The organism is Streptomyces sp. NPDC096136, assembly GCF_044763325.1.
In the GTDB taxonomy this organism is placed as follows: domain Bacteria; phylum Actinomycetota; class Actinomycetes; order Streptomycetales; family Streptomycetaceae; genus Streptomyces.
The window spans coordinates 1-10,228 of record NZ_JBIWFZ010000047.1 but is presented as its reverse complement, the minus strand read 5'-3'; the positions used below and the strand labels follow the sequence as shown (position 1 = coordinate 10,228).

At 75.5% G+C, this 10,228-nt stretch carries 2 protein-coding genes; both read right to left on the bottom strand.

The annotated features are described in order from the left end of the window. The coding region (locus tag ACIRBY_RS38570; protein WP_403910108.1) for a type I polyketide synthase at positions 1-1,618 on the bottom strand (1,618 nt) is incomplete at its 3' end. Next, entirely contained in the window at positions 1,615-10,212 is an 8,598-nt protein-coding gene (locus tag ACIRBY_RS38565) for an SDR family NAD(P)-dependent oxidoreductase (RefSeq protein ID WP_403910111.1), read from the bottom strand. The genes ACIRBY_RS38570 and ACIRBY_RS38565, both read right to left, overlap by 4 nt. Positions 10,213-10,228: the final 16 nt, after the last annotated feature.

The following is a 10,228-nucleotide window of genomic DNA, read 5'->3' as shown; positions in this document are numbered from 1 at the left end:
CGAAGACCGACCGGCCCGACGCCAGCGCCCCGGCCACCTCCGCCAGGGAAACCCCCTCGGCACCCTCCAGGAACCCCGCCAGCCGCCCGGCCTGAGCGGCCAGGGAGGCGGCGCTGCGCGCCGACACCACCAGCGGGACCGCACCAGCGGCCACCGGGGCCGGGACCGTCGCGGCGGCCTGCTGCTCGGGGGCTTCCTCCAGGATCAGGTGGGCGTTCGTCCCGCTGACCCCGAACGCCGACACACCGGCCCGGCGCGGCCGCCCGTCGCGCGGCCACTCCCGCGCCTCGGTCAGCAGCTCCACCGCGCCGGCCGACCAGTCCACCTCGGTGGTGGGCGCGTCCACGTGCAGGGTGGGGGGCATCACGCCGTGGCGGAGCGCCTCCACCATCTTGATGACGCCGGCCACGCCCGCGGCGGCCTGCGTGTGGCCGATGTTGGACTTGAGCGAGCCCAGCCACAGCGGCCGTTCCGCGTCGCGGCCCTGACCGTAGGTGGCCAGGACGGCCTGGGCCTCGATCGGATCGCCGAGCGCGGTGCCCGTGCCGTGGCCCTCGACGACGTCCACGTCCGCCGACGCCAGCCCGGCGTTCGCCAGCGCCCCGCGGATCACGCGCTGCTGGGACGGGCCGTTCGGCGCGGTCAGGCCGTTCGAGGCGCCGTCCTGGTTGACCGCGCTGCCGCGCAGCACCGCCAGTACCCGGTGGCCGCGCTCGCGGGCCACCGACAGCCGCTCCAGGACGACCACGCCGACGCCCTCGGCCCAGCCCGTGCCGTCGGCCGCGTCGGCGAACGCCTTGCAGCGCCCGTCGGCGGCCAGGCCCTTCTGCCGGGAGAACTCGGCGAAGACGCCCGGGCTGGCCAGGACGGTCGCGCCGCCGGCGAGGGCCATCGAGCACTCGCCCTGCCGCAGCGCCTGCGCCGCCAGGTGCATGGCGACCAGCGACGAGGAACACGCCGTGTCCACCGACACCGCCGGGCCCTCGAACCCGAGGACGTAGGAGACCCGGCCGGACGCCACGCTCGTGGACCCGCCCGTACCGGCGAAGCCCTCGATCTCGGGCGTGACCATGCTGGCGCCCGGGGCGACGTAGCCCTGGCCGAACACCCCGGAGAACACGCCGACGTCGGCGCCCTTCAGCGAGACCGGGTCGATGCCGGCCCGTTCCAGGGCCTCCCAGGAGGTCTCCAGCAGCAGGCGCTGCTGGGGGTCCATGGCGAGGGCCTCGCGCGGTGAGATCCCGAAGAACCCGGCGTCGAACAGGCCCGCCTCGTGGAGGAATCCGCCCTGGTCGACGTACGAGGTGCCCGCACGGTCGGGGTCCGGGTCGAACAGGCCCTCCAGGTCCCAGCCGCGGTCCTCGGGGAATCCGGTGACGGCGTCCCGGCCCTCGGACACCAGCTTCCACAGGTCCTCGGGGCCGGCCACCCCGCCGGGCAGCCGGCAGGCCATGCCCACGATGGCGATCGGCTCACGGGAGGTGTCGAGGAGCCGCCGGTTCTGCTTCTTCAGCGAGCCGACTTCTTCCAGCGACTTCCTCAGCGCCTCGACGACCTTCTCGTAGGACGCACTCACGTTGGATTCCCCATTCTTTGCAGCGGTTTCGAAGGTGTTCATTCGCCGAGCGCCAGGTGGACGAGATCGTCGACGTCCAGCTCGGCGATGGGCCTCTCTTCATCGGCCGGGTCGATACCGCCGATTTCCGGTGCGCCGTCGCCCTGGGCGATCAGCCTGACCAGGGCGTCCATCAGTCCTGCCTCCCGGAACCGGGCGAGCGGGACGGATGCGAGTGCGTGCCTCAGTCGTTCCTCGTCCACGTCCGGTGCGCCCGCGTCGCCGCTCTCCGGGAGCAGTGCGTCGTGCAGGTGCGCGGCGAGGGTCTGCGGGCTCGGGTAGTCGAAGACGAGGGTGGCCGGGAGCTTCAGCCCCGTCGCCTCGCGCAGCCGGTTGCGCAGTTCCACCGCGGTGAGGGAGTCGAACCCGGCGTCCTTGAACGCCAGGTCCGTCCGGACGCGCTCCGGTCCGGCGTGGCCGAGGACGGCCGCCACCTGCGTGCGGACCAGGTCGAGCAGGAGCTTCTTCTGCTCGGGGGCGGGCAGTGCGGCCAGCCGGTCGTGCAGCTGCCGGCCCTCGTCGGCCGCGGCCGCCGTGTGCGCCTGCTGCCGGCCGGCCTTGACCAGTCCGCGCAGCATGTGCGGTACGCCGCCGGCCGCCGCGTCGGCGCGTACCGCGCGCAGGTCCAGCTTGGCGGGTACCAGCAGCGACTGACCCGCTCCGACGGAGGCGTCGAAGAGTTCCATGCCCTCCGCCGGGGTCATCGCCCTCAGGCCGCCGCGCCGGTTCATCCGGTTGCGGGTGAGGTCGTCGGTGCCCGCCGCCATGCCGTCGGTCTGGTCCCACAGGCCCCAGGCCAGGGAGAGGCCCGGCAGGCCGGCCGCCCGGCGCCGGGCCATCAGGCCGTCGAGGAAGGCGTTGGCGGCCGCGTAACTGCCGCTGCCCGCGCCCATGAAGACGGCGGAGACCGAGGAGTAGACGACGAAGGCGTCCAGGTCCAGGCCCCGCGTCAGCTCGTCCAGGTGCGTCACCGCGTCGACCTTCGGCGGGAAGACGCCGGCCAGCCGTTCGGGGGTGAGCGCCTCGATCACACCGGCGTCGATGAGACCCGCGGTGTGGACGACCCCGGTGAGGGGGTGCTCGGCCGGGACGGACGCCAGCAGCGCTTCGGCCTGGGCCCGGTCGGAGACGTCGCAGGCCACCACCGAGACGGTGGCACCGCGCTCGGTCAGCTCGGCGACCAGATCCCGGGCGCCCTCGGCCTCCGGACCGCGACGGCTGGCCAGCAGCAGGTGCCGTACGCCGTGTACGGAGACCAGACGGCGGGCCGCCAGGGTGCCGAGCGAACCGGTGCCGCCGGTGATCAGGACGGTGCCCTCGGGCTTGAACACCGCCGGGGCGTCCGCGGCCCGGCCCTGCGTACGGGCGAGCCGCGGGACGGACAGGGTGGTGCCGCGGACCGCGACCTGGGGCTCGCCGCAGGCCAGCGCCGCACCGAGGACCGGCTCCGGCCCGCCCTCTGCGGCGGGGTCGGTGTCCAGCAGGACGATCCGGTCGGGGTTCTCGGCCTGCGCGGCCCGTACGAGACCCCACACGGCCGAGCCGGCCGGGTCGGTCACCGCGCCGTCGCCGGCGGGCACCGCACCCCGGGTGGCCACGACGAGGCGCGACTCCTCCAGCCCGGACCCCGCCAGCCACGCCTGCACGACCCCCAGCACACGCGAGGTCAGCTCCAGCGCCGAATCCCCGCCGCCGACCGCTTCCAGGACCGCGACGACGGGCGCCTCCCCGTCGGCCGCCAGTGCCGTGACGTCGGCGGCGGTGGCCACCGGAGCCCAGGACACCGGCGCTCCCCCGGCCGTGGACAGCTCCGTCCACTCCACCTCGAACAGCGAGGTGGCGGCCACCGTGCCCGCCGCCGCGCCCAGCTGCTCGGCGGACACCGGGCGCAGGGCCAGCGAGTCCGCCGTCAGCACGGGACCGCCGGTCTCGTCGGCCGCCTCCAGGCAGAGCGCGCCGGAGCCTGCGGGGGCGAGCCGCACCCGCAGCGCCGAAGCGCCGGTGGCGTGCAGCACCAGCCCGTTCCAGTCGAGGGGCTGGCGGGGTTCCGGTACGTCGGCCGCGTCAAGCGCTCCGACGTGGAGGGCCGCTTCGAGCAGTGCGGGGTGCAGGCCGTACGCACCGGCCGTGCCGCGCTGCTCCTCGGTGAGGGCGACCTCGGCGAAGAGCTCGTCGCCGCGCCGCCACACCGCCCGCAGGCCCTGGAACGCGGGCCCGTACCCGTAACCGCGGCCGACGAGCTCCCCGTAGAAGTCCCCGACCTCGACGGGCCGGGCGCCGGCGGGCGGCCAGGCGGCGAAGTCGAACTCCGCGCCCTGCGGCGCCGGGTGCGAGGACAGCAGACCGGTGGCGTGCCGCGTCCACGCGGCCCCCTCGGCGGTGTCCTCGGGCAGCGAGTAGACCTCCACCGTGCGCGCGCCGTTCTCGCCGGGCGCGCCGACCGCGACCTGGACCCGGACCCCGCCCTGCTCGGGCAGCGCGAGCGGCGTCTCGATCAGCAGTTCCTCCAGCGCCCCGCACCCGGCCTCGTCGCCGGCCCGTACGGCGAGCTCGACCAGGGCGGCGGCGGGAACGAGGGCGACACCGCCGATCCGGTGGTCGGCGAGCCAGGGGTGCGTGCGCAGGGACAGGCGGGAGGTGAAGACGAGCCCGTCGGACTGCGGCAGCTGGACGACCGCGCCCAGCAGCGGGTGGTCGGCCGTCGCCTGGCCGAGGGAGGCCGCGTCGGTGGCCGCCTCGGATATGTGGAGCCAGTAGGGCTGGTGGTCGAAGGCGTAGGTGGGCAGGTCCACGTGTGCCGTCGTGGCGGGCAGGACGGCGGTCCAGTCCACGGCCACGCCGCGGACGAACAGTTCGGCCATGGAGGTCAGCAGGCGGCGCATGCCGCCGTCCTCACGGCGCAGCGAACCGGCGACGACCGCTGGGGTTTCCGTACCGTCCACCGTCTCGGTGATCGGCTGGACCAGCACCGGGTGGGCGCTGAGCTCGACGAACACGCCGTGCCCCTGGGCGAGGAGGGCGGCGACGGCCGGGCCGAAGCCGACCTGGCCGCGCAGGTTGCGGTACCAGTACCCGCCGTCCAGGACGTCCGCGTCCTCGACCCAACCACCGGTGACCGTCGAGTAGAACGGCACCTCCGGGGCCTTCGCGACGATCCCCGCGAGGGTCTCGGCCAGCAGGTCCTCGATGGCCTCGACGTGCCGGGTGTGCGACGCGTAGTCCACCGCGACCCGACGGACCCGGACACCTTCGAAGGCCAGGGCCTCCAGCGCCTCGTCGAGTGCCTCGGCATCACCGGCGACCACCACGGAGGCGGGGCCGTTGACCGCCGCGACCTCGACCCGGTCGGACCACCGCTCCAGCTTCGCAGCGGCCTCCTCGGCGCCCAGCGCCACCGACGCCATACCACCCCGACCCGCCAGCTCCTTGGCGATGGCCTGACTCCGCAGGGCCACCACCCGGGCCGCGTCCTCCAGCGACAGCGCACCCGAGACACAGGCCGCGGCGATCTCACCCTGCGAATGACCCAGCACCGCATCCGGCTTCACACCCACTGACCGCCACACCGCAGCCAGACCCACCATCACCGCGAAACTCGCCGGCTGGAGCACGTCCACCCGCTCCAGCAGCTCCGGCCCGGCCTCACCCCGCAGCACCTCGACCAGCGACCAGTCGATCCACGGCTCCAGCGCCGCAGCACACTCCGCGATGCGATCGGCGAACACCGGCGAGGAGTCCAGGAGTTCCCGACCCATACCGGCCCACTGCGCACCCTGCCCCGGGAACACCCACACGGTCCGGCCCGGTGCGCCCACGCTGCCGGTCAGTGCACCGGCCGCGTCCTCGCCCCGCGCGAGGGCCTCCAGTCGCGTCCGCGCCTCCTCGGTCGAGGAGGCCACGACCACCGCGCGCTCACCGAAGACCGCGCGCTCCGCCACCAGCGCGACGGCGACCTCCGCCAGGGAGGCGTCACCCCCGCCGGCGTACGCCGCCAGCCGCCCGGCCTGACCGGCCAGCGAGGCCGCGCTGCGCGCCGACACCACCAGCGGCACCACACCACCGGCCACCGGAGCCGGGACCGTCGCCGCGGCCTCCTCCCCGGCCGGGGCCTCCTCCAGCACCAGGTGCGCGTTCGTCCCGCTGATGCCGAACGAGGACACGCCCGCCCGGCGCGGCCGACCGGCGCGGGACCACTCCCGCGCCTCGGTCAGCAGCTCGACGGCGCCTTCCGACCAGTCGACCTGCCGCGTGGGCTCCTGCGCGTGCAGGGTCGGCGGCAGGACGCCCTGCCGCAGCGCCTGGACCATCTTGATCACGCCGGCCACGCCCGCCGCGGCCTGCGTGTGGCCGATGTTGGACTTCAGCGAGCCCAGCCACAGCGGCCGCTCGGGGTCGCGCCCCTTGCCGTACGTCGCCAGCAGCGCCTGCGCCTCGATCGGATCGCCCAGCGCGGTGCCCGTGCCGTGGGCCTCGACGACGTCGACATCGGACGCCGCGAGCCCGGCGCTCTGCAGCGCCTTGCGGATGACGCGCTGCTGCGAAGGGCCGTTGGGGGCGGTCAGGCCGTTGGAGGCGCCGTCCTGGTTGACGGCGCTGCCGCGGATGACGGCCAGCACCCGGTGGCCGCGCTCGCGGGCCACCGAGAGCCGCTCCAGCACCACGATGCCGACGCCCTCGGACAGGACGGTTCCGTCCGCGCCGTCCGCGAACGCCTTGCAGCGGCCGTCGGCCGCCAGGCCCCGCTGGCGGGACATGCCGAGGACGCCGATCGGCGAGCCCATGACGGCGACACCGCCGGCGAGGGCCATCGTGCACTCGCCCTGCCGCAGCGCCTGGGCCGCCAGGTGCATGGCGACCAGCGACGAGGAGCACGCCGTGTCCACGGTGACCGCCGGGCCCTCGAAGCCGAAGGTGTAGGAGACGCGGCCCGAGGCCACGCTGCCGGCCGTGGCGGTCGTGACGAAGCCTTCGAGTTCCGCGGGCATGTTGCCGAGGGACTCGAGGTAGTCGTGGATGGAGACACCGGAGAAGACGCCGATGTTGCCGCCCCGCTCCCGGGTCGGGTCGATGCCCGCCCGTTCCAGGGCCTCCCAGGAGGCCTCCAGCAGCAGCCGCTGCTGCGGGTCCATCGCCAGGGCCTCGCGCGGGGAGATCCCGAAGAAGGCCGCGTCGAACTGCGAGGCCTCGTGGAGGAACCCGCCGCGGTGCGTGTACGAGGTGCCCGCGCTGTCGGGGTCGGGGTCGAACAGGCCGTCCAGGTCCCAGCCCCGGTCGTCCGGGAACGAGGACATCCCCTCACGCCCCTCCGACACCAGCCGCCACAGGTCCTCCGGACCGGCCACCCCGCCCGGCAGACGACAGGCCATGCCCACGATCGCGATCGGCTCGTCCGGATCCACGGCGACGGCCGCGGTGCGCGGGGCGGGCGTGCCGGCGTCGTCGGTCGCCTCGCCGAGCTCGTCGCGCAGGTGGCGGGCGAGGGCGTTGGGGGTCGGGTAGTCGAAGATCAGCGTGGCCGGGAGCTTGACGCCGGTGGCCGCGCTCAGCCGGTTGCGAAGCTCGACCGCCGTCAGGGAGTCGAAGCCGATCTCGTTGAAGCCGCGCGTGCCCTGGGCCAGTTCGGGACCGCTGAAGCCGAGGACGGCACCCGCCTCCTGCTGGACGATGCCCAGCAGGACGGCCTCCTGCTCGGCGGCCGGGAGTCCGGCGAGCCGGCGGACGAGTCCGCCGCTGTCCCCGGCGGCCGCCCGGGCCACGCGGCGGGTCGCACGGACCAGGCCGCGCAGCAGGTGCGGGACTCCGCCGCCGGCCGCGGCCTGGGAGCGCAGCGTCCGCAGGTCCAGCTTGATCGGGACGAGCAGCGGCTGGTCCGCGTACAGGCCGGCGTCGAAGATGTCGAGGCCCTCGGTCTGCGTGAGCGCCAGGACGCCGCCGCGGCTCATGCGCGCCTGGTCGACGGCGCTGAGGTGGGCGGTGAGACCGTCGCTCTGCTCCCACAGGCCCCAGGCCAGGGAGAGGCCCGGCAGTCCGGCGGCCCGGCGACGGGCCATCAGGCCGTCGAGGAAGGCGTTGGCGGCCGCGTAGTTGCCCTGGCCGGCCGAGCCCATGAGGGCGGCGGCGGACGAGAAGACGACGAACGCGTCCAGGTCCAGGCCGCGGGTCAGTTCGTCGAGGTGGGTGACCGCGTCGACCTTGGGGGCGAACACCCCGGCCAGCCGCTGCGGGGTGAGGGTGGCGACCACGCCGTCGTCCAGTACGCCGGCCAGGTGCACGACGCCGCTGAGGCGGTGCTCGGCGGGGACGGACGCCAGCAGGTCCGCGACCTGCCCGCGGTCGGAGACGTCGCAGGCCACGACCGAGACGGCGGCGCCCTGTCCGCCGAGCTCGGCGACCAGTTCCTCGACCCCGCCGGCCTGCGGGCCGCGACGGCTCGCCAGCAGCAGGTGCCGTACGCCGTGCCGGGCGACGAGGTGCCGGGCGACGAGGGCGCCGAGCGAGCCGGTGCCGCCGGTGATCAGGACCGTGCCCTGCGGCCCGAAGACCGCGGGGGTCTCCGGGACGGCCGCGCCGGCGGCCCGTACGAGCCGGGGCGCGGTGAGGGTGGTCCCGCGCACCGCGACCTGGGGCTCGCCACTGGCCAGTACGGCGCCCAGCACCGCCGGGGCGCCCGTCGCGGAGGCGGGGTCGAGGTCGATCAGGACGATCCGGTCGGGGTTCTCGGCCTGCGCGGCCCGCACCAGGCCCCACACGGCCGAGCCGGCCGGGTCGCTCACCGCGCCGTCGCCGGCGGGCACCGCGCCCCGGGTGGCCACGACGAGGCGGGATCCCTCCGGGCCGGACCCGGCGAGCCAGGCCTGGACGACCTCCAGCACGCGGGAGGTCAGCGCCAGCGCCGGGTCGTCGCCGCCGACGGCCTCCAGGACCGGCACCGGCGCGGCTGCGGCGCCGTCGGCCAGGGCCGCCAGGTCGGCGGCGTCCGTCACCGCCGCCCACGGGGTGGCGGCCACGGCGGCCTCGGCGGGGGCCAGTTCGGTCCACTCCACGCCGAACAGCGCGTCGCGGCCGCCCTCGCCCGCCGCCGCGTCCAGCTGGTCGGCGGAGACCACGCGGGAGACGAGGGAGTCCATGGTCAGGACCGTCCCGCCGGCCTCGTCGGCGGCCTGGAACGACAGGGCGTCCGGTCCGCACGGCGCGACCCGTACCCGCAGGGCCGAGGCGCCGACGGCGTGCAGCCGCAGCCCGTTCCAGGCGAACGGCAGGACCTTGCGGTCGTCGTCCGGGTTGGCGAAGGCGTTCGTGTGGAGCGCGGCGTCCAGCAGCGCGGGGTGGATGCCGAACGTGCCGGCCTCCTCCCGGTGGTCCTCGGGGAGGGCCGCCTCGGCGAACACCTCGTCGCCGCGCCGCCATACCGCCCGCAGGCCCTGGAAGGCCGGGCCGTACGCGTAGCCGCGCGCGACGAGGTCCCCGTAGAAGTCGCCGAGTTCGACGGGCTCGGCGCCGGCCGGCGGCCAGGCGGCGAAGTCGAAGTCCGGGCCTGCCCCGTTCCGGGCGGGCGTGGACGACAGCAGGCCGGTGGCGTGCCGCGTCCAGGCGCCCGTGCCGGCCTCGTCCGCGTCGTCCTCGCGCAGGGAGTACACGTCGACGCTGCGCAGGCCGGTCTCGCCGGGTCCGCCGACCGCGACCTGGAGGCGGACACCGCCCTGTTCGGGCAGCACGAGCGGCGCCTCGATGACGAGCTCCTCCAGGACGCCGAAGCCGAACTCGTCGCCCGCGCGCACCGCGAGGTCGACGTACACGGTGCCGGGGACGATGACCTTGCCGCCGATCGCGTGGCCGGCGAGCCAGGGGTGCGTGCGCAGAGACAGCCGGGAGGTGAAGATCAGCCCGTCGGACTGGGGGAGCCGGAGGACCGCGCCGAGGAGGGGGTGGTCGGAGCCGACGAGGCCCAGGGAGGCCGCGCCGGCGGCGCCGGCGCCCATCCGGATCCAGTAGTGCTGGTGGTCGAAGGCGTACGTCGGCAGCTCCGCGCGCCCCGTCGTGGCGGGCAGGACGGCGGCCCAGTCGACGGCCACGCCGCGGACGAAGAGTTCGGCCATGGAGGCGTACAGGCGGCGCAGGCCGCCGTCCCCGCGCCGCAGCGAGCCGGTGACCAGCACGTCGGCTTCGGTGCGGTCGGCGCTCTCGGTGACCGGCTGGACCAGCACCGGGTGGGCGCTGAGCTCGACGAAGACGCCGTGGCCCTGGGCGAGGAGGGCGGTGACGGCCGGGCCGAAGCCGACCTGGCCGCGCAGGTTGCGGTACCAGTAGCCGGCGTCGAGGACACCGGAGTCCTCGATCCAGCCGCCGGTGACGGTGGAGTAGAAGGGCACGGCGGGCGCCTGGGCGCCGATCCCGGCCAGGGCCTCGGCGAGGGTGTCCCTGATGGCCTCGACGTGCCGGCTGTGGGAGGCGTAGTCCACGGCGATGCGGCGGATCCGGACGCCCTGGTCGTCGAGTGCGTCCAGGGCCTCGTCGAGTACCTCGGCGTCACCGGCGACCACCACGGAGGCGGGGCCGTTGACCGCGGCCACCTCGACCCGGTCGGCCCAGCGCTCCAGACGGGCGGCCGCCTCG